Raw genomic sequence first — 18,742 nt, 5'->3', positions numbered from 1 at the left:
ACGCCGGACGGCCGGGAGGTCTGGGTGAGCGTGCGCGGCGAGGACTACATCGCCGTACTCGATGCCGCGACCGCCAAGGAGACGCGCCGGATCACCGTGCCGAACGGGCCCGGCATGACGATCTTCTCGCCAGACGGCGCCTACGGCTATGTCTGCTCCAGCTTCAGCCCCGAGACTGTGGTGATCGACACGAAGACCCACACCATCGTCGGGCGCGTGAAGCAGGAGAGCCCGTTCTGCCCCGACCTCGCCGCGACACCGGACGGCAAGCAGGTGTGGTTGACCCTCAAGGATGTCGGCCGGACCCAGGTGTTTTCGGCGCGTCCGCCCTTCGCGCCGCTGAAGACCATCGAGACCGGGCCGATCACCAACCACGTCAACATCGTCTCGACCAAGGCCGGCCAGTTCGCCTACGTGACGATCGGCGGCCTGAATCAGGTCAAGGTGTTCCGCACCGACGACTTCACCCAGGTCGCCACCATCCCGACCGGCGCCCTGCCGCACGGGCTCTGGCCCTCGGGCGACGGCAGCCGCGTCTATGTCGGCCTGGAGAACGCCGACAAGGCGGCGGTGATCGACACCGCATCGAACACGGTGATCGCCGAGGTTCCGATCGGCCAGGGGCCGCAGGGCGTGGCCTACGTCCCGAACGCCGTGCCGGAGGGGGACGGAAAGCAGAACCTCCAGCCGCTGGGCGCCGCCGGCAAGACCAGCGCGCTGACGCTCGCGGGCACCGATGGCAAGCCGGCGACGCAGGTGACCCTCTTCGACCAGGGCGTGTTGCAGACGCTGCAGGCCGCGGTCACGGGACTACCCGCGAAGATGCCGTTCGTGCTGGCGCTGGCCGCCGATCCGAAGGGGGCCGCCGGCCTGGAGCCGCTCGCCGCCTTCATGACCAACCCGGCCGGCGCGGCCATCGTCAACGCGATCGGCCCGATCCGCCAGATCACCCGCACGGATGCCGGCGCGAGCCGGCGCTACCTCGTCGTGGTCTCGGGCAAGCCCGGCGAACTCGGCAGCGTCGTCCAAGGGCAGACCATGGATTGATCGGGCGGCCTCACCAGCCCGGAAAGTAGGAATCCGAGAGGATGCGTCGGATCGCGACCCGCTACGAGAAGCGGGTCGCCAACCACCTCGCCATGGTCACCCTTGGCATGCCCATGCTCTGACGCTCTTGGCTTTGCAGAGACGCCCTATCCGGCCGTCGCTTCCGCGATGGCGAAGCGCATGTAGGCAAGCCCCTCCCGCATGACCTCGACAGGCACGCGCCTCATCGCGCCGGCATGCGCCGCCAAGGCCTCGCGGAGAACGGGGTGCCACCGCGCCGGGTGCGCGGCGAGGGCATGACGGCCCCCACCGTCCTTTGAGACGATGCCTTCGGTTTCCAGGGCGTTGGCGATGCGCGCGACGCCGAGGACGCCCCAGGCCAGGGCCTCGGCGTTGGCATCCTCCCCGGGCGCCTTCGCGGCCAGCCCCGCCTCGGCCTGCGTGATCCAGGACAGCCAGTATTCCCGCAGGTTCTTGACCTGGTAGGTCCGCAGCGCATCGCTGTCGTCGGCGATGCCGAGTTCGCTCGGGGGCGGGCCGAACACGGTTCGACCATGGCGTGAAAGGCAGCGCCAGACGACCGGGTTGACCTCCCGGCAGACCTCGCCGGTTCGGAAGCGACCGTCCAGGCTGAATGGCAGGACCGCATACTGCGCCGGCACTCGTCCGAGCGCCTCGACTGTCAGGTAGAAGCCGTCGAAACAGGGGCCGCCGGCCTCCGCCAGTCCGACGTGGACGCGTTCGAGGGCGGCGCAATCCCGTGCGGTGGGCTCACGATCCAGCATCGCGACGAAGTCGATGTCGCTCGCCCCGGGTCGGAAGTCGTCCAGCGCGACCGATCCGACGAGGTACAGGCCCCGAACGACCGGCATCCCCTCGGCGTCCAGACGCCGTCTGTAATCCGCGACCACCGAGTCGACGGAATTCGGAAACGAGACCGCTCGACTCATGGCGTGCACTCCGGGGGTGGCGGACGATGCAATCGGCCACGGACATCCGCCTGCCGACCGTTCCGATTCAATCCGGCAATTTGGGGGAAGCCCTTGGTCCGGGTCACGTCCCCGTGAGCCTTCCCGGTCGGGGAAGCCGTTCGGGTGGCGCGACGCAGTGCGACGGGCCAGAATTCCGTCCGCACCGGGTTCGAACGCGGCCGTGAGCCGCAAGGAGGCTGCATGAGGAGCGTCGTGCTTCCGCTCATCCTGGGTGCCATAGCCGTGGCCCTGATCCATTTCGCCTATCCGGCGGCCGCCGCGGCAGGGTGCCCGTCCTGCTACGGCTTCACCGAAGTCGAGGACGGCCTCTATGTCGAGCGCGGCATGACGCCGGATCGACGGGAAGCGGCGAAGGCCACGGTCGCGGCTGCGCGGGCGAGGGTCCGAGCCTTCTATGGGGATCTGCGCTCCGGCCCGCGCATCCTGCTGTGCGGCACCGACGCCTGCTATCGCCCCCTCGGCGGCGGCTCCCGCGGCATCGCGCTCCTCGACCGGGCACTGATCCTGTCGCCGCGCGGCGCCGACGTCGTCATCGCCGCCCACGAGCTCGCCCATGCCGAGCTCCACCGGCGCATCGGCCTGGTGGCCACGCTGTCACGCTCGGTGCCGCAATGGTTCGACGAAGGGCTGGCGGTGGTCGTCTCGGACGACCCGCGCTACCTCGCCACCGGTCCCGACCGCTGCCGCGCCGAACCCGGTGGCGACATGCCAGCCTCCCGTGCGGCCTGGATCGAGACCGCGGACAGCGCCGGCCTCTATGCCAGGGCGGCCTGCAAGGTCAGCCGGTGGCTCGATGCCCATGGCGGGTCGGCCGGTCTCCTGCGACTCGTGGCGGGCGGATCTTTCCGCGACCTCGCGCCGATCACAGGATCTTGACGGTCCGGATCGGACGGTCGCCTTGGCGTCCGGATCGAGGCTGCGATAGCCTGCCGCCAGGCCGATGCTGCCTGCCGCTCGCCCCGGGAACGGGATGGTGAAAGCATGACGGACGACTACCCCCACCCGTGCCCCTGACCGGCGTCGGGTCGGCAACGCGGGCACCGACGATCCGACACCGGCATGGGAGAGCACCATGACGACCGTCGATCAAGCCAAGGCCATGGCCAGGCGGCTGCGCGCCGCGCTGGCCGCGCGCGACCTTTCCGTCCCGCACGCGACCGCCCTCGAACTCGCCGCCGCCAGCCTCGGCCACGAGGACTGGAACACCGCCTGCGCCGCCCTCGAACAGACCGCGGATGACCGCATCCGCTTCCTGGAGACGGTCCCGATCCTGCGCATCTTCGACGAGGCCAAGGCGCGCGAGTTCTACTGCGGCTTCCTCGGCTTCGTGCCCGGCTTCGAGCACCGCTTCGAGCCGGGCCTGCCGCTCTACATGGAGGTCGCCCGCGCCGGGCTGCGGCTGCACCTGTCCGAGCATCACGGCGACGCCAGCCCCGGCTCGACCGTGTTCGTGCGGATGCGGGGCGTCCACGCCTTCCACCGGGAGTTGACGGACAGGCGCTACGGCTACGCCCGGCCCGGCATCGAGGAGGCCCCCTGGGGCGACGTGTTGGAGGTCGCCGACCCCTTCGGAAACCGGCTGCGGTTCTGTCAGCCTCGCGACGCGGGGACCGGGCACAGGCCGGGCCGGTCCGCCATCGGTTGAGAGGATGAGGGTGGCGATGGGTGTCGAGATCCCACGCGGGTCGGCGCTCATCGCGACCCTGGACGCCGTCAGCTCGGGGCCGCACTTCCACCGCTGGGCGCGACACGGTGCGACCTGACGGTCGTCGACGATGCGACCCTGCTTTCGGCCCTGGCGACGGCTCATCGTCTCGCCGCCCCGAAGCCACGGGCGTTTGATCAAGCGCCGTGTAACGTTTTGTAACGACGGAGCCTTTCGCGTTGTCGGCACGCCCGGTGCCCGTATGTTTGTGGCATGAGCGACGACCAGACCATCGTCATCGTCGAGGACGACGGTGACATCCGCACCCAACTCGCCGCCTACCTGGAAGGCGAGGGGTTCCGCGTGATCGGCCTCGACGGTGGCGCCGGCCTGGACCGGCACCTCGCGGCGGGGCGATCCCCGGATCTCATCGTGCTCGACTGGATGCTGCCGGGCGAGGACGGGCTGTCGATCTGCCGGCGCCTGCGCGAGGCGGGCGGACCGCCCGTCGTCATGCTCACGGCCAAGGACGAGGACATCGACCGGGTGCTCGGCCTGGAGATGGGCGCGGACGACTACGTCTCGAAGCCGTTCAACCCCCGCGTGCTCCTCGCCCGCATCCGTGCCGTCCTGCGTCGTGCCAACGGGCAGGGAGCCCCTACGGTCGACGCCGACCCTGGGGCGCTCGCGGTGGCCGACCTGGTGATCGACCTCGCGGCGCGTCGGGTGACGGTCGGCGAGGCACGCGCCGAGATCGGGCTCACCAGCGCCGAGTACGATCTGCTGCACTGCTTCGTCACCCGGCCGCAGCGGGTGCTCTCGCGCGATCAGCTCCTCGACTGGACCCGGGGCCGAACGGCCGACGCCTTCGACCGGACCATCGACGTGCAGGTGAGCCGCCTGCGGCACAAGCTCGACGCCGCGGGCAGCGATGCGGCCGCGCTCCTCAAGACGGTCCGCAATGCCGGCTACATCCTCGCCGCACCGGTGAGGCAGGCCCCGTGATGGCCCGCGTCGGCCTGCTCGGGCGGATCATGCTGCTCCTGCTGGGCGCGCTCTCCTTGCTCGTCCTCGCCACCGTCGCCGTGGACACGTGGCAGCGTCGGCAGGAGCGCTCCCCCTACGGCACGCGCTTTCCGCGCGTCGACCAGGCCGCGAACATCGTGATCCTGCTGCGGGATGCGGACCCGGCCCTGAGACCGGCCATCCTGAAGGCCGTGAGCGGCGAGTCCCTCAGGGCCGAGATCACCGATGGGCCGGCCGACCATCACGACCTGATCCCCGAACCGCGCCTCGAACGGCGCCTGCGCCGGATGACGGGTGATCCGGACGGGCCGCTGCGGGCCTTCACCGACACCGCCATGCTGCACCGGGGCGTCGACCCCGACGAGGTCAACGACAGGGATCGCAACGGTCCCATCGGTCGCCTCGCGACGGCGACCTATCGACTGCCGGACGGCCGGACCCTGGTGATCTCGGCCGTCGAGAAGCACCGGTCGATGATGCCGTGGCTGCTCGGCCAGCCGCTGAGCCTGTGGGTTGCCGTCCTCGGCGCGGCGGTGGCCGGGCTCGTCCTCCTCGGCGCACGCCACGAACTCGCCCCCCTGCGGCGCCTCACCGACGCGGTCACCCGATTCGACGGGCGTGCCCACCAGCCGGTGGCGACGCCCCAGGGCGCCCCGGAGATCCGTCGGCTCTCGCGGGCGGTCCGGGACATGCAGGAGCGGATCGTCGGGCTCCTCGGGGAACGCTCGATGCTGATCGGCGCGATCTCGCACGACCTCAAGACTTACCTGACCCGCCTGCGGCTGCGGGCGGAAGGCGTGACGGAACCGGAGCGACGGGACAGGCTGGTCGAGGACCTCGATGCGATGACCGCGCTGATCGAGACCTCCCTGGGCTTCGCCCGGGGCACGGCCGTCGAGGTGGGCCGGACGGCGGTCGACCTTGCCGACCTCGTCGCCGTCGAGGTGGCCGAACACGCCGCGCAAGGCATCGACGTCCGCCTGACCGGCGAGGACGTGCAGGATGCGCTCGCCGCCGGGGATGCGGTCGCCCTGCGCCGGGTGGTCGCCAACCTGATCGGGAACGCCGTCAAGTTCGGCCGCTCCACGGTGGCCGTCAGCGTGAGCCGGACCGGCGCGCTGTGCCGGGTCACGGTGGAAGACGACGGCCCGGGCATACCGGAATCCGAGCGGACGGCGGTGTTCAGCCCGTTCTACCGGATCGAACGGTCCCGCAACCGCCGGACCGGCGGCAGCGGTCTCGGCCTCGCCATCGCCCGCCAGATCGCCGAGGCGCATGGCGGTACCGTCGTGGCCGAGTCGTCACCGCTCGGCGGCGCACGCCTCGTCGCGACCCTGCCGGCCATCGCCTGATGCCCGGTCTGGCCCGCAGGGCGGCCCGTTACAAAACGTTACGTCGGCGCATCGGTCGGTCACATCCGGGAAGGAGATCGGGACGATCTTGGCCCTCATCGGTCGCGGCGCCGGCTCGGGCATGGCGGCGCACCTGATCACAGAGAAGGATCCGATGATGTTGAAGATGCTCGCCCCCGTCGCGCTCGTGGCCGGCCTGGCATTGCCGGCCTCGGCGTCGCCCCTGATCCAGGACGCCGTGTCCAACGGATCGGACGGCGCGCGGATCATCCAGGTCTATGGCGGCTGCGGCCCCTACGGCCACCGTGGCCCCTACGGCGGTTGCCGGACCGGTGGGCAATGGGGCGGCTACGTCCGCGGCGCCTCCTGCCCGGCGGGCTTCCACATCGGGCCCTACGGCCGCCGTTGCTGGCCGAACTGAACGTCCGGCCGTCATTCCGGCACTCGGCGTCCGGTCGCGTGCCGGACCTCCATGGAGCGAGACATGCTGCGCAAGATCGTTCTACCCCTTGCCCTTGCCGCGGGGCTTCTCACGGCCGGCTCGGCCGCCGAGGCCCGGGACGGCTGCGGCCTCGGGTTCCACCGCGGGTTCTACGGCTGGTGCCGGCCGAACCTCGGCTACCGTCCCTACGCCTACGGCCCCGTGTATCGTCACTTCGGCTATCGCGGGTGGGGCGGGCCCCGCTGGCGCTACGGCTACCGGTATGGCTGGCATCGCCGCTTCGCTTGGCACGGCGGCTGGCACCGCTGGGGCGGCTACCGGCATGTGGGCTGGCATCACCGCTGGTGATGCGTCCCGTGCCGAGCCAGGGCACCCGCGCCTCCGGGCCCTCCCCCCATGTCCCGTTTCCCGCCGGAGACCTCGCATGACCCCTGCCGTCAGGACGGCGTCGACGCGGCTCAGCCGTCGCGGCGTGATCACGGGTTCGGTCCTCGGTCTATCGGCCCTCGGCATCGCCGCGATCGCGCCGAGAGGCACTCGGGATACGGTGGTCGTCCATGTCGGGAACCCGGCCCTGGCCGGACCGCTCGGCGATGTCTGGGTGGGATCGCCCCAGGCGAAGGTGACGCTCGTCGAGTATGCCGCGCTGACCTGCCCGCATTGCGCGGCGTTCCATGACGGGACCTGGCCGGCCGTCAGGGCGCGCTGGGTCGATGCCGGACAGGTGCGGTTCGCGTTGCGCGGATACCCGTTGAGCCCTCTCGACACGGCCGGCTTCATGCTGGCCCGTGCGGACGGCGACAGGAATTACTATGCGCTCACCGATTTCCTGTTCGCGCGGCAGCGGTCCTGGGCGTTCGTGGAGAAGCCACTGGATGCTCTGCGCGAATTGGTACAGCAGGCGGGAATCAGCCGGGACCGGTTCGATGCCATCCTGCGCGACCAGTCCCTCTACGACGGGGTGCAGCGCGTCTCCGCGCAGGCGACCTCCGTGCTGGGTGTCCACAGTACGCCGACGCTGTTCGTGGACGACGACCGACACGAGGGAGCGCTGACGGCGGATGCGCTCGGCGAGATCATCGCACGGGCCCTGGCACGGAGCCCGGGCTGAACTTTGCGCATCCCTGATGCTGGCCGCTGCAGGGCCGGTGTGGCGAACCCTTTCGAAGATTCGAAAGGGCCGGGGCAAGCGGTCGAGAGGGGAGGCGTTCATGAACAGGTTCCGGTCGGCCCTATCCACACTCATCCTGGTGGCCATCTCGGCGGCCCCCTCGTCCGGGCAGCCCTCGCCGGACCGAGGTGCCGTCGCATGCCGTGATGAGATCGGTCCGGTCGCCGCCAAGCGTCTGGCCGCTCAGTGCCGGGATGCGTCGCCCGCGACGCATCCGCCGTGCAACGTGGTGAACCCCTGCGCCATGATGCGCGACGAGATCGAGCGCAGTTGCCGGATGTTCCGGGCGTCCAGTCCGCTTCCGGCGGACCTCTGTGCCGCGGGTCGCGGGCCGTGAGCCTCGTCCCTGTCCCGCGACCGAAGCCATCGCCGGCGGGCCGGACAGCCGGACCCTGCCGGTCGTCGAGCCCGAACGGGAACGGGAGAACGCCATGACGGAGAGTGCCGTGACCAAGTCCGTCGAGACGGTCCATGCGGCCTGGGGGGCCAGCAGGGCGGAGAGCGTCCGCGACGCCCTGCGACTGCAGGGCTGTACGGATCGGGTGGTCGCGCTCACCCACGACCTGAGCGTCGGCCCCATCGACCCGCTCGACCCGACCGCGCGCAGGGCCTGGTTCGAGGCCAATCTGCGATCGGACGAAGAACCTCGCGAGGAGCCGGCCGATTTGGCGGCGCCCTGGGTGGAGGCGACGGCCGTCGGCGTCCACCCGGTCCATTGGGTTTGCCTGAGCGACGCCGCGGAGCACGCCTGCTTCCTGGAGTTCGTCTTCCGCATGGCCGGCCGCCCCTTCGACGTCGTCGACGCGACAGGGCTCGATTTGCCGGGCGTGGGCCGCGTCCCGTCGATCCGGTCGCTGGGTCAGTTGCGGCCCGCGGAGATCGTGGCGGCCGGCCTCGCCGAGAGGCGGCGTCCGTTCTCCCAGGCGGCGAGCGACGCTGCCGTGGCCGCCTGGACGCGATTGCGGCGGGAGAACGCGCCGTTGCGCGTCGTGCGCGATGGACACTTGGTCTCGGCGCCTTTGACCCATTTCGACGCCCTTCTGGCGGGCCAGGCATCGGGGGAACGGGAACTGCTCATCAGGCTGGTCGCCCGCGTCCTTCACCGGGTCGACGCCGGGTTGGATCAGCCGGGACAGGGATGCCGCTACGAGCTCCTGTTCGCCCGTATTCTCGCCCTTGGGGAGGCCGGCGTGCTGGATGTCACGGGTCCCGGGCCGGGCATGCGGGACTACGAGGTTCGCGGGCCCGCGGCAGGTCGGTTGGCTTCAGGCACGACGTAACGGCATCAAGCTGAGGTCGCGACCCGCGTGATCGGCCGCTAATTGCAGCGCCACCGGCATCAGGCGTTCATCCGCTTGCCGAAACGCGGCCGAGGCGGCAGTCCCGGCGGGCACAATCGTCCACGCGATCCTGGACAACGATGCCGTCCACAAGCACCCCAAGGTCTGTGTCTGGCTCGACCGCCACCCGCGCTGGAGGTGTCCCGTCACCCCGACCTCATCAGCCTCGTGGCTCAACCCCGTCGAGGGCTAGGACAGCCAAGGTGGCCGGGGGGCGCGAACGCCCCTCCCCGCGCCACCGGCACCGAACCGGGAGGTGCGTCGATGGGCATGCGGGCGGGATTGCGATAGGACGCGCCTCGATCGGTCGCCCGCGCGATCCCGTCTCGACGGAGACCCCATGCTGAAGGCCTTCCTCGCCTATTACCGGCCGCACCGGACGCTGTTCCTCGTCGATTTCGGCTGCGCCGTGCTCTCCGGCCTGCTCGAGCTCGGCTTTCCCATGGCGGTGAAGGTCTTCGTGGACGTGCTGCTGCCGCGCCAGGACTGGCAGCTCATCCTGCTCGCCGCCCTCGGCCTCGGGCTGGTCTACGTGGCCAATGCCGGCCTGATGGTGGTGGTGACCTATTGGGGCCACGTGCTCGGCATCAACATCGAGACCGAGATGCGGGCGCGGGCCTTCGACCATCTGCAGAAGCTCTCGTTCCGGTTCTACGACAACCAGAAGACCGGCCACCTCGTTGCTCGCGTGACCAAGGACCTGGAGGAGATCGGCGAGGTCGCCCATCACGGCCCCGAGGACCTGTTCATCGCCGTGATGACGCTGATCGGCGCCTTCGGCCTGATGCTGTTCGTCCACCCGCCGCTCGCCCTGATGACGGCCGCGATCCTGCCCGTGATCGCCTTCGTGACCCTGCGGTACGGCGGGCGGATGACCCGGAACTGGCAGGCGCAGTACGGCCGGGTCGGTGCCTTCAATGCCCGCATCGAGGAGAATGTCGGCGGCATGCGGGTGGTCCAGGCCTTCGCCAACGAGCCGCACGAGCGGCGCCTCTTCGCTTGCGACAACGCGCGCTACCGCGCGACCAAGCTCCAGGCCTACCGGATCATGGCGGCCAGCCTGTCGATCAACTACCTCGGCATGCGCCTCGTCCAGATCGTGGTGCTGCTGGGCGGCGCCGCCTACGTGGTGCGCGGCGAGCTGAGCCCCGGCGGCTTCGTGGGCTTCCTGCTGCTGGTGGGCGTGTTCTACCGGCCCCTGGAGAAGATCGGCGCGGTGGTCGAGACCTACCCGAAGGGGATCGCGGGCTTCCGGCGCTACGCGGCGCTGCTGGCCACCGCCCCCGACATCGTCGACCGGCCCGACGCCGTCGCGGCGCCGCCACTGCGCGGCGACATCCGCTTCGAGGGCGTGCGGTTCGGCTATGCGGCGGGCCGCCCCGTCCTCCGGGACCTGACCCTGGCGATCCGGGCGGGCGAGACGGTGGCTTTCGTCGGCCCATCGGGGGCGGGCAAGACGACGCTGTGCTCGCTGATCCCGCGCTTCTACGAGATCGAGGCCGGGCGAATCAGCATCGACGGGCACGACATCCGGGACCTCACCCTCGCGTCCCTGCGCCGGCAGATCGGCATCGTGCAGCAGGACGTGTTCCTGTTCGCCGGCTCGATCCGGGAGAACATCGCGTATGGCCGCCTCGACGCGGATGACGCGGCCATCCGCGCGGCGGCGAGCCGGGCCCGCCTCGACGGTCTGCTGGAGACCCTGCCCGAGGGCCTGGACACGCTCGTCGGCGAGCGCGGGGTGAAGCTCTCGGGCGGCCAGAAGCAGCGCCTCGCCATCGCGCGCGTGTTCCTGAAGAACCCACCGATTCTGATCCTCGACGAGGCGACCTCCGCCCTCGACACGCAGACCGAGCAGGAGATCCAGCGCTCCCTCGTCGAGCTCGCGCAAGGGCGCACGACCCTGGTCATCGCCCACCGGCTCGCCACCATCCAGCAGGCGGACCGGATCGTGGTGGTGGGCGAGAACGGCATCGTCGAGGAGGGTCCGCACGAGGCCCTGCTCAAGTCCGGCGGCGCCTATGGCCGCCTCTACGCCGCGCAGTTCGGGCCGGCGCGGCACGCGGTCCAGACCTGAGACGCGGTGCGGGCAGGGGCGTCGCCCCTCCCCTGCCCCGGAGCGCTGGCGCCTGAACCGCGCGGCGCGCGGAAGCAGGTCCTCGCCCCCCGCTCAGGCGCCCGGCCCGATCCGCGCCCCGGGGCTTTACGCCCGCCGGGCCCCGGCTCCGGGGGCGGGGCGCCGCAGCCCGGCCGCGAGCGGCAACGCACAGGCGCAGAGCGCCGCCATGCCCCAGAACGCCTCCGCCCCGTAGCGGCCGTAGAGCCACCCGGCGAGCCCGGTCAGGACGGTGTTGGCGAGCCCGAGCCCCAGGGTGGCGTAGAGGGTCTGGGCCGTAGCGCCGCCGCGCCCCGGCACGAGGTCGGCCAGCAGGCGCATGTTAGCGAGGTGGAGCAGCGCGAAGGTGAATCCGTGCAGGGCCTGGCCGAGGGCCAGCATCGGCACCGCCACCGTCGTCGCCATGATCGCCCAGCGTAAGATGCCGGCGGCGGCGGCCAGCATCGCCGCCCCGGCGGTGCCCAGGCGCGCCAGCAGCCATGATCCGCCAAGGACGAACACCACGACCTCCGAGAGCACCGCCAGGGACCAGAGCAGGCTGATGGTGCCGGCTTCGAGGCCCGCCGCGCGCCAGCGGATCACCGCGAAGGCCTCGTGCAGGGCGTGGCTGCCGATGACCAGGGCCGCCACGACGAGCACCCGCCGGAAGAGCGGCGCGGCGAGGAGGCCGCGCAGATCGGGGGCTGCCGATCCCTCCCCGTCCGGACGGGCGGGCGGCGGGGCCGCCGGAACCCGGCTCGCGGCCAGGGCGGTGAGAAGGAACAGCAGGCCGCTCGACACCAGGATGCTGCCGAGGCCCGCCCAGGCGACGGCCTGCCCCGAGAGCAGGGTGGCGAGGATGAACGCGGCCGATCCCGCGCCCCGGACCCAGCCGTAGCCGAAGGCCCGCCCCCGCTCGATCGCCGCGAGCTCGATCGCCGCGAGGGTGAGGGCATCCGCCAGGGGCGCGAGGGCGGCGAGGGAAGCGGCCTGCGCAAGGCCGATGAACAGGAGCGCGAAAAAGCCGTGCCCGAGGAGCGTGGCGAAGGCGAGGAACCCCGCCGCGGCGGCCCCGGCGGCCAGGACGGCGCGGGTCGCGTCGAGGCGGTCCGCGATCCGCCCCGCCAGGGGTCCGGCCACGAGCCGCATCAGGGTGCCGGCGGCGAGCACGATGCCGATCTCGGAGGGGTCGAGGCCGCGCTCGCCGAGGAAACTGGGCAGAAAGGGCGAGACCGTGCCGTAGGCGGCGTAGAGGCTGCCCTGCAGGAAGACGAAGGCCGGGAAGGACCCGAGGGCGGATCGTCCCGGCGCGGAGGGCACGTGCACGGTCGGGCTCCCGGCGCGGGGTGGGGCGGGGCCGCGTCTCACCCGTCCCTCCCGATCAGAGAGAACTTGTGCCGATCAGAGAGAGCCCGTGCCGATCGCGGGCGGCTCAGGGTCGGCGCGTGCCGCCCATTCAGAGTTGATGCGTTCCGCGTATGCGGAGGAGTTCCATGATCGCCAGGGCCATCGGCGCCCCGATGAGGAGCAGAGCAAAGATCAGGGCCATGCGTCACCTTCCGTAACGGTTGCGGCGGACCGGGGCCCGGGCGCCGTCCTTATCAATGCGGAACCGGCGCGATGGGTTCGCCGACCCGCGCCGCACTCAGCGCACCCAGACCTTCACGTCGTACTCCGCGGCCGTCCCGTCCGGGTTGATGAGGAGGATGCGGTAGGTGTCGAGCCCCTCGAAGTTCTCCTCGGCCTCGTGGGTCATCCGGAGGCCGGGCACCCGCTTGGCGCTGCAGGCGGCCAGCGGCGAGCCGGCCGCGTAGCGCGGGAAGGAATCGGTCTCCGCGAAGGTCACGGTGCCGTGGCGCGGCGGCTCCAGGATGCGGGCCACCACGGGCCCCTGCGACGCGCAGTCGGGGTAGAGGTAGGAGAAGAAGGCGATGGCGCGTGCCTCGCCTTTCGGCACCACCCGCGTCAGGGGGAAGGTCTGGATGGGAACGGGTGTGCCGGGCGCGGTCCCGGCCGGGGGCGGCACCGGCATCTCGACCGCGCGCGCCGCCGACCATCCGGGCAGCAGGAGGGCGGCGACGAGGGCGATCAGCGGCGTCGGGCGCATGCGAGGCTCCGGGCCGTACGACTCGGCCTGTCGCTCAGTCTAGGACGGAGCGGGCGATGGGCAAAGCCGGGGCGGCGGGCTCGCGCGCCCCGGGGGGACGCCTCAGGCGACCGGCCGCAATGCCCTACCCTGCGGCGCCTCGAAGCGCGCGAACCGCAACGCCAGGGTCGGCAGGACGAGGAGGTTGAGCACCGTCGAGGTGGCGAGGCCGCCGAGGATGACGATGGCCATCGGACCCTCGATCTCGCGGCCGGGCTCGCCGGCCCCGAGGGCGAGGGGCAGGAGGCCGAGCCCAGTGACGAGGGAGGTCATCAGGATCGGCACCATCCGGTCCGCGGCCCCGAGAACCGCCGTGTCCCGGTTCCAGGCCTGCCCTTCCTCCACCACGAGGTGCTCGTAATGCGCGATCATCATGATGGTGTTGCGCAAGCTAATCCCGAACAGGGTCACGAAGCCGACGATGGACCCCAGCGAGAGCACGGCGCCGGTGGCGAAGACCGCGAGCACGCCACCCACGAAGGCGAAGGGCAGGTTGACCAGCACCAGCATCAGGTTGCGCAGGCTGCCCGTCACGATGGCGAGCAGCAGCACGATGCCGAGGCCGGCGAGCCCCGAATAGACGAGGAGGTCGCGCCGGGCCCGCGCCTGCGCCTCGGCCGAGCCGGCGAAGCCCACATAGGTGCCGGGGGGCAGGGCGACCTCGCGGGCGATCTTGCGCCGGGCATCGGCCACGAAGCCGGCGACATCCCGGCCGGTCACGTTGGCGGTGACCGCCTGGACCCGCTGCGCGCCCTCGTGCTGGACCTGGTAGCGGCCGGAGGTCTCGTAGATGTCCGCAACTTGCGCGAGGCGCACCACCCGGCCGCCGGAGCCGCGCAAGGGCAGGTCGCTCAAGGCCGAGAGCCGGCCCCGCGTGGCGGAATCGAGGATGACGAGGACGTTGAAGACCGCGTTGCCCGAATAGGTCTGCCCGACGATGTCGCCCTGGTAGGCGGTGCGCACCACCTCCATCACCTCGACGGCGGACAGGCCCCAGTGGCGCAGGTCGTTGGGCCTGAGGCCCACGTTGACCTGGGGCAGGCCCGCCGGGGAGCTTTGTTGAATGTCGGCCGCGCCCCGGACCTCGGCGAGTTCGCGGGCGATGTCGCGGGCGGCCGTCTCGATCGCGGCGAGATCGGTGCCGAAGACGTTGATCACCACCGGCGCGGTGAAGCCCGAGACCGTCTCCTCGATCCGCTCGGTGAGGAAGGTCTTGAGCGAGAAGGCGGCTCCGGGAAAGCCCGCCATCACGGCCCGGATCCGGGCCTCCGCCGCCCCCTGCCCCGCCCCGTCGAGGCCGGGCTCCAGATCGATGTGGATCTCGCTGTAATGGGTGCCGGCGGTGTCCTGTCCGGCCTCGGCCCGGCCGATCTGCGCGGCGACCGCCCGGATCCCGGGGATCGCCTTCAGCTCGGCGGTGATGCGGGTGCCCAGCCGCATCGATTCCTGTAGCGCCGTGCCGGGAGCGGCCGCCATGTGCAGGATCAGGTGGCCCTCCTTGAGGTCGGGCAGGAAGGTCGAGCCGAAGAACGGCACCAATGCGGCCCCCAGGAGGGTGACGAGGAGGCCGCAGGCCATGACCAGGGCGGGATACCGGTCGATCCGGGTCAGGAGCCGGGCGTAGAGGCGGCGCGCGGCGCGCATCACCGGCGGGTCGCGGGTGTCGGCCGCGCGCCGGCCGGTGAGCAGCCACATCGCGAGCGCCGGGGTCACCGTGAGGGCGACGGCCAGGGAGGCCACCACCGCGAGGATGTAGGCCAGGCTCAGGGGGCCGAACAGCCGGCCGGCGATGCCCGACAGGGCGAGGACGGGCAGGAACACCAGGAGCACCGCGATGGTGGCGTAGGCCACCGCCGTGCGCACCTCCAGGATGGCGTCGATGACCACCCGCCCCTCGGGGCGCGGGCCGCCGAGGCGGCGGTTCTCGCGCAGGCGCCGGACCACGTTCTCGACGCCGATCACCGCGTCGTCCACCACCTCGCCGATGGCGATGGCGAGGCCGCCCAGCGTCATGGTGTTGAGGCTCTCGCCGAGCGCCTGGAGCGCCACCACGGCGGCGATGAGCGAGAGCGGGATCGCCAGCGCCGAGATCACGGCGGTGCGCCAGTCGTACAGGAAGACGAACAGCACCACGACCACCAGGATGCCGCCGAGCCCGAGGGCCTGGAGCACGTTGCCGTTGGCGATGGCGATGAAGTTGGCCGGGCGGAACAGGTCGGCGTGCAGGGTCACGCCCTCGCGGGCCAGGGCCGGGCGCAGGTCCTCCAGGGCCGCCTCGACCCGGGCGGTGACCGCGCGGGTGTTGGCGCCGTACTGGGCGCCGACCATGAGGAGCACCCCGGGCCGGCCGTCCACCAGGGCGGCGCCGATGGCCGGCTCGCCGGTGGCGACCACGGTGGCGACGTCCGCCAGGGTCACGCTGGCGCCGCCCTCGTTGATCAGTACCGTGCGCGAGACCGCCTCGGGGCTGAGCGACTGGCCGTCGGTCTGGAGGGCGATGCGCTGGTTGGGCGTGTCGACGAAGCCGGCCCCGCGCACGCCGGTGGCTTTCCGCGCGGCGGCGAGCACGTCGTTGACGCCGATGTTGAAGCGCACGAGGTCGCTGGGGCGGATCTGCACCTGCAGCGAGCGCACCGCGCCGCCATAGACCGAGACCTGGGCGATCCCCGGTACGGCGAGGAGGCGCAGGCGCACGGTCCAGTCCGCCAGGGTGCGCAGGTCCATGTCCGAGCGGCTCTCGGTCGTCAGGCCGACGAGCAGCACCGTACTGGTGGCGGAGGTGAGCGCCGTCATCGCCGGCGGCAGCACGCCCTGTGGCAGGCGGCCGGCCAGCGCCGTCAGCCGCTCCGTGACGAGCTGGCGCACCCGGTAGATATCGCTGCCGGCCCCGAAAGTTACGGTGATCACCGACAGGCCCTGGATCGAACTCGAGCGCAGGGAGACCACCCCCGGCAGGCCGTTGACCGCGACCTCCACGGGCTGCGTCACCAGCACCTCGACCTGCTCCGGGTTGAGGCCGGGGGCCTCGGTCTGGATCACGACGGCGGGCGGGGCGAATTCCGGGAAGACGTCGTACTGGGCGTCCGCCAGCACGACGAAGCCGTAGGCGGCGAGCGCGAGGCTCAGCGCCAGCACGATGCCGCGGAAGCGTACCGCGAAGGCGACCAGCGCCGCCTGGGGCCCGCGGGCGTCCGACGCCTCGGGTCCCCTCGCCTCAATCGTCATCGACGCCGCCCGAGACCTGGAGCTGGCTCTTCATCTCCTCGGAGAGGAGCGCCTGAGCCCCCGAGAGCACGATCTCGGTATCGCCGGGTAGGTCCTCCACCACGTAGGCGTCGGCCGACATCGGCGGATCGGCCTTGAGTCGGTGGCGGGCGAAGGCATCGGCTCCCACTGCCCGGTAGATCCAGGCCGCCCCCTGCCAGTGCACCACCGCCTCCTCGGGCACGCTCAGGCCCGTGACGCTGCGGTCGGCCGCCAGGAAGGCCAGCATGCTCATGCCGGGCAGGAAGCCGCTGTCGCCCGGCACGGTGTAGAAGAAGCTCAGGCCCTGGATGCGCGGATCCGTGCGGGTGGCGGGCGAGACGTAGGTCAGGGCGACCCGCGCGCTCTGGGGCGGCACCTCCGCGAAGGCCGCCGCCGGCGGGCCCTTCAGGCCCTCCCCCGGCGGCAGGGTGACCTGCACCAGGAAGTCGGTTCGCTCGATCAGCCGGGTGACGCTGGCCGAGCGCTCGACGATGGCCCGGCCGATCACCGGCCCCCATTCCTGCTGGGCGGTGGCCGAGAGGGTACGCACCTGCGATTCCGCCGCCGCCAAGGCCGCCTGGTCGGTCTGGGCCGTGCCCCCGGCGGTCTCGAGCTGCACGGTGGTGGCGTATTGACCGAGCGACCTCGCCCGCTGCAGGGCGCTGCGCGAGACCTCGGCGCGGGCCTGGGCGGTCTGGAGGGCGGCCCGGGCGCTGGCATAGGCGTTGGTCAGGTCGGTGACCCGGGCGAGATCGAGGACGCTGCCATAGGCCTGCAGCTCCTCCCGGTGGGCGGCGAGGGGCCGGGCCTCGGTGACGATGCCGATGCGGGCGCGCTCGGCGGCCGAGAGGCGCACCACGGTGCGGCCCTCTTCCACGGCGGTGCGCTGGGCCGGCAGGTGGGCGGGCTTCGCCGGCCCGGGGCGGGCCTGGAGCGCCGCGAGCCGCTCGCGCGCCTCGCCGAGGAGGGCAGCGCCCTGGGGCGAGACGGCGAGGCCGCCGAGGCCGGCCGCCAAGAGACCGGCCGCCACGAGGCCGGCGAGGAGGAGGGATCGCCACGTCACCGGATGTCTCGCCCTCCCCGATTGGTCCGTGGCCGTCTCGCCGCGTTCCGGGCCGGCATAACCTTATCCACCGGCATAGGGAATCGACGCGTCCGTCGATAGCGCGGGCGGATCGATAGCGGGGGATGGGTGCGGCCCTGGGGGGCGCCGGCGGCGGAGGCGGGCGGATTTCGATGGCGGCGTTGCGCCGGGCGGCCTGTCCCCGCGCGGCACGACGGGCTATCCCCGCCCGCATCGACCGGCCTCGGACCCGGCGAGCCCAGGGAGATCCGCCCCATGCGCGTCCCGGAGACGCCCGCCGGACGCGCGGCCGCGCCGGTGGCCACGGCCTACCCGCTCCTCGTGTTCACGATGCTGCTCTGGGGCGGCAACGTGGTGGCGAGCAAGTGGGCGGCGGGCGAGGTCTCGCCCCAGGTCCTCACCTGCCTGCGCTGGGCCTTCGCCTGCCTCGCTCTGGCGCTGCCGGCGCGGGCGGGCTTCGTGGCGGAGTGGGACCGCCTGAAGCGGCACTGGCGCTACGTGCTGTTGATGGGGACCTGCGGCTACACCCTCTACGCCAGCCTGTTCTACGCCGCCGGGCTGTTCACCAGCGGCATCAACATCGCCCTGTTCCAGGGGTCGATCCCGGTTCTCGTCATCCTGATCAACTACGTCGTCCTCCGGGTGGCGGTGACGGGCGCGCAGGTGCTGGGCGTCGCCGTGACGCTCGCGGGCGCCGTGGTGGCGGCGACCCACGGCAACTGGCGGGTGCTCGCCACCTTCGCCTTCAACCGGGGCGACGTGCTGATGCTGGCCGCCTGCCTGCTCTATGCCGGTTACACCGTGGCGCTCTCGCGCCGGCCCAAGGTCTCGGGCCTGAGCTTCTTCACCGCGGTGGCGCTCTCGGCCCTCGTGACATCCCTGCCGCCGCTCTACGCCGAATGGGCGCTGGGCCACACGATCTGGCCGACGCCGAAGGGCTGGGCCATCGTGCTGTTCGTGGCGCTGGGGCCTTCGCTCGTCGCGCAGCTCGCCTTCATGCGCGGCGTCGAGCTGATCGGCCCGAACCGGGCTGGTCTCTTCGTCAACCTCGTGCCGATCTTCGGGGCCGGGCTCGCCATCCTGCTGGTGGGCGAGCCCTTCCGTTGGCACGAGGGCCTGGCGCTGGCGCTGGTCATCGGCGGCATCGCCATCGCGG

Annotated in this window: 17 protein-coding genes and 2 pseudogenes; 14 read left to right on the top strand and 5 right to left on the bottom strand. The window is 71.9% G+C overall.

The genetic code is table 11. From position 1 onward, the window contains the following. A partial coding sequence (locus MFF30_RS02350) for a YncE family protein (RefSeq protein ID WP_238276071.1) occupies window positions 1-1,047 on the top strand: 1,047 nt, incomplete at its 5' end. A 35-nt stretch (window positions 1,048-1,082) separates the two neighbouring features. Then, window positions 1,083-1,169: pseudogene (locus MFF30_RS02345) on the top strand (IS5-like element ISMra2 family transposase); the annotation flags it as partial. A 24-nt stretch (window positions 1,170-1,193) separates the two neighbouring features. On the opposite strand, the gene MFF30_RS02340 reads toward MFF30_RS02345, so the two are convergent. Next, on the bottom strand, window positions 1,194-1,997 hold the full coding sequence (locus MFF30_RS02340; RefSeq protein ID WP_238276069.1) for an aminoglycoside adenylyltransferase domain-containing protein: 804 nt from the start codon (window positions 1,995-1,997) through the stop codon (window positions 1,194-1,196). Window positions 1,998-2,219: 222 nt separating this feature from the next. Between MFF30_RS02340 and MFF30_RS02335 the strand changes: the two genes are divergently transcribed. The 11 genes and pseudogenes from MFF30_RS02335 (at window position 2,220) to MFF30_RS02285 (ending at window position 11,092) form a co-directional block, all read left to right on the top strand. Next, window positions 2,220-2,915, top strand: coding sequence for a hypothetical protein (locus MFF30_RS02335; protein ID WP_238276067.1), 696 nt, complete (start codon window positions 2,220-2,222; stop codon window positions 2,913-2,915). Window positions 2,916-3,111: 196 nt separating this feature from the next. Next, window positions 3,112-3,684, top strand: a complete 573-nt coding sequence (locus MFF30_RS02330) for a glyoxalase superfamily protein (RefSeq protein ID WP_238276065.1) — start codon at window positions 3,112-3,114, stop codon at window positions 3,682-3,684. A gap of 273 nt (window positions 3,685-3,957) precedes the next feature. Next, window positions 3,958-4,689 (top strand): response regulator, encoded by a 732-nt coding sequence (locus MFF30_RS02325; protein WP_238276063.1) that lies wholly within the window; start codon window positions 3,958-3,960, stop codon window positions 4,687-4,689. Beyond that, the gene (locus MFF30_RS02320; protein WP_238276060.1) at window positions 4,689-6,062 is read left to right on the top strand and encodes a HAMP domain-containing sensor histidine kinase; all 1,374 of its coding nucleotides are present in this window, start codon (window positions 4,689-4,691) and stop codon (window positions 6,060-6,062) included. Before MFF30_RS02325 ends, MFF30_RS02320 begins: the two co-directional genes overlap by 1 nt. A gap of 157 nt (window positions 6,063-6,219) precedes the next feature. Further along, a complete protein-coding gene (locus tag MFF30_RS02315; RefSeq protein ID WP_238276073.1) occupies window positions 6,220-6,483 on the top strand; it encodes a GCG_CRPN prefix-to-repeats domain-containing protein in 264 nt (87 codons plus the stop codon). 63 nt (window positions 6,484-6,546) lie between these two features. Then, the gene (locus MFF30_RS02310) at window positions 6,547-6,852 is read left to right on the top strand and encodes a GCG_CRPN prefix-to-repeats domain-containing protein (RefSeq protein WP_238276058.1); all 306 of its coding nucleotides are present in this window, start codon (window positions 6,547-6,549) and stop codon (window positions 6,850-6,852) included. A 76-nt stretch (window positions 6,853-6,928) separates the two neighbouring features. Then, the gene (locus MFF30_RS02305) at window positions 6,929-7,615 is read left to right on the top strand and encodes a DsbA family protein (protein WP_238276056.1); all 687 of its coding nucleotides are present in this window, start codon (window positions 6,929-6,931) and stop codon (window positions 7,613-7,615) included. 100 nt (window positions 7,616-7,715) lie between these two features. Then, window positions 7,716-8,012, top strand: a complete 297-nt coding sequence (locus MFF30_RS02300) for a hypothetical protein (protein ID WP_238276055.1) — start codon at window positions 7,716-7,718, stop codon at window positions 8,010-8,012. Window positions 8,013-8,121: 109 nt separating this feature from the next. After that, the gene (locus MFF30_RS02295; protein ID WP_238276054.1) at window positions 8,122-8,955 is read left to right on the top strand and encodes a DUF3658 domain-containing protein; all 834 of its coding nucleotides are present in this window, start codon (window positions 8,122-8,124) and stop codon (window positions 8,953-8,955) included. Between the two features lie 42 nt (window positions 8,956-8,997). After that, window positions 8,998-9,205: pseudogene (locus MFF30_RS02290) on the top strand (IS630 family transposase); the annotation flags it as partial. Window positions 9,206-9,355: 150 nt separating this feature from the next. Then, complete coding sequence (locus MFF30_RS02285; RefSeq protein ID WP_238276052.1) at window positions 9,356-11,092, top strand: ABC transporter ATP-binding protein; 1,737 nt, start codon at window positions 9,356-9,358, stop codon at window positions 11,090-11,092. Window positions 11,093-11,218: 126 nt separating this feature from the next. Here the strand turns inward: MFF30_RS02285 and MFF30_RS02280 are convergent, their stop codons facing one another. The 4 genes from MFF30_RS02280 to MFF30_RS02265 all read right to left on the bottom strand — a co-directional run bounded on the left by MFF30_RS02280 (window position 11,219) and on the right by MFF30_RS02265 (window position 17,565). Further along, complete coding sequence (locus MFF30_RS02280; protein WP_238276050.1) at window positions 11,219-12,436, bottom strand: MFS transporter; 1,218 nt, start codon at window positions 12,434-12,436, stop codon at window positions 11,219-11,221. Between the two features lie 319 nt (window positions 12,437-12,755). After that, window positions 12,756-13,217 (bottom strand): hypothetical protein, encoded by a 462-nt coding sequence (locus tag MFF30_RS02275; RefSeq protein WP_238276049.1) that lies wholly within the window; start codon window positions 13,215-13,217, stop codon window positions 12,756-12,758. Between the two features lie 102 nt (window positions 13,218-13,319). Then, a complete protein-coding gene (locus MFF30_RS02270; RefSeq protein WP_238276047.1) occupies window positions 13,320-16,481 on the bottom strand; it encodes an efflux RND transporter permease subunit in 3,162 nt (1,053 codons plus the stop codon). Next, on the bottom strand, window positions 16,471-17,565 hold the full coding sequence (locus tag MFF30_RS02265; RefSeq protein WP_238276045.1) for an efflux RND transporter periplasmic adaptor subunit: 1,095 nt from the start codon (window positions 17,563-17,565) through the stop codon (window positions 16,471-16,473). Before MFF30_RS02265 ends, MFF30_RS02270 begins: the two co-directional genes overlap by 11 nt. Window positions 17,566-17,841: 276 nt before the next feature. Between MFF30_RS02265 and MFF30_RS02260 the strand changes: the two genes are divergently transcribed. After that, window positions 17,842-18,742: DMT family transporter (locus MFF30_RS02260; protein WP_238276043.1), on the top strand; the 901-nt coding region annotated here is incomplete at its 3' end.

Source organism: Methylobacterium goesingense, assembly GCF_022179225.1.
Classification (GTDB): Bacteria; Pseudomonadota; Alphaproteobacteria; order Rhizobiales; family Beijerinckiaceae; genus Methylobacterium; species Methylobacterium goesingense.
Note: the sequence above shows the minus strand (reverse complement) of the source record. Positions and strands in the feature narration are given on the sequence as shown.

Excerpts from the sequence above, each read along its gene's own strand:
- MFF30_RS02340 (WP_238276069.1), bottom strand. The coding sequence starts at position 1,997 with ATGAGTCGAGCGGTCTCGTTTCCGAATTCCGTCGACTCGGTGGTCGCG.
- MFF30_RS02335 (WP_238276067.1), top strand. The coding sequence starts at position 2,220 with ATGAGGAGCGTCGTGCTTCCGCTCATCCTGGGTGCCATAGCCGTGGCC.
- MFF30_RS02330 (WP_238276065.1), top strand. The coding sequence starts at position 3,112 with ATGACGACCGTCGATCAAGCCAAGGCCATGGCCAGGCGGCTGCGCGCC.
- MFF30_RS02325 (WP_238276063.1), top strand. The coding sequence starts at position 3,958 with ATGAGCGACGACCAGACCATCGTCATCGTCGAGGACGACGGTGACATC.
- MFF30_RS02320 (WP_238276060.1), top strand. The coding sequence starts at position 4,689 with ATGGCCCGCGTCGGCCTGCTCGGGCGGATCATGCTGCTCCTGCTGGGC.
- MFF30_RS02315 (WP_238276073.1), top strand. The coding sequence starts at position 6,220 with ATGTTGAAGATGCTCGCCCCCGTCGCGCTCGTGGCCGGCCTGGCATTG.
- MFF30_RS02310 (WP_238276058.1), top strand. The coding sequence starts at position 6,547 with ATGCTGCGCAAGATCGTTCTACCCCTTGCCCTTGCCGCGGGGCTTCTC.
- MFF30_RS02305 (WP_238276056.1), top strand. The coding sequence starts at position 6,929 with ATGACCCCTGCCGTCAGGACGGCGTCGACGCGGCTCAGCCGTCGCGGC.
- MFF30_RS02300 (WP_238276055.1), top strand. The coding sequence starts at position 7,716 with ATGAACAGGTTCCGGTCGGCCCTATCCACACTCATCCTGGTGGCCATC.
- MFF30_RS02285 (WP_238276052.1), top strand. The coding sequence starts at position 9,356 with ATGCTGAAGGCCTTCCTCGCCTATTACCGGCCGCACCGGACGCTGTTC.
- MFF30_RS02275 (WP_238276049.1), bottom strand. The coding sequence starts at position 13,217 with ATGCGCCCGACGCCGCTGATCGCCCTCGTCGCCGCCCTCCTGCTGCCC.
- MFF30_RS02270 (WP_238276047.1), bottom strand. The coding sequence starts at position 16,481 with ATGACGATTGAGGCGAGGGGACCCGAGGCGTCGGACGCCCGCGGGCCC.